This window comes from Oleiphilus sp. HI0061 (genome assembly GCF_001635675.1).
Map to the genome: position 1 here is coordinate 1 of NZ_LWFE01000731.1, position 383 is coordinate 383.

Annotated in this window: 1 pseudogene; it reads right to left on the reverse strand. The window is 42.3% G+C overall.

What is annotated here, in order from left to right:
* Positions 1–383 (reverse strand): annotated as a pseudogene (locus A3735_RS30650) (phosphohydrolase); the annotation flags it as partial.

Consider the following 383-nt stretch of genomic DNA (forward strand, 5'->3'; position numbering starts at 1 on the left):
CAATATCATGCAAAGGTGAGAACAGGAAAATATGCTCGACAAACTGGTCGTCAAAACCATATTTATGCGCCAGCTCGTCAGCGATTAGTCTTGAAAATCGGGACATTCGGTCGATGTGCATTGCTGTTTCAGGGTCACGATGGTGAGTGAAATTCATGGCGCTTCTGACAGTTGCTTGTAAGGTACCTACCACATCTTGTTCATGGGATACCAGAAGAACGAGCATGTGAGCTGTCATATCCAGGTCTACCAAGGTGCTTTCTTCAAAGACGTTTTTTTCGAAGGAGTTAAAAAATATAAAGCCGATAAATTGCCCATCTTGATACATTGGAAATGTATAGCTAGAGCCGAAATGACTCTTTTCTAATACTCTCGGATGGGTA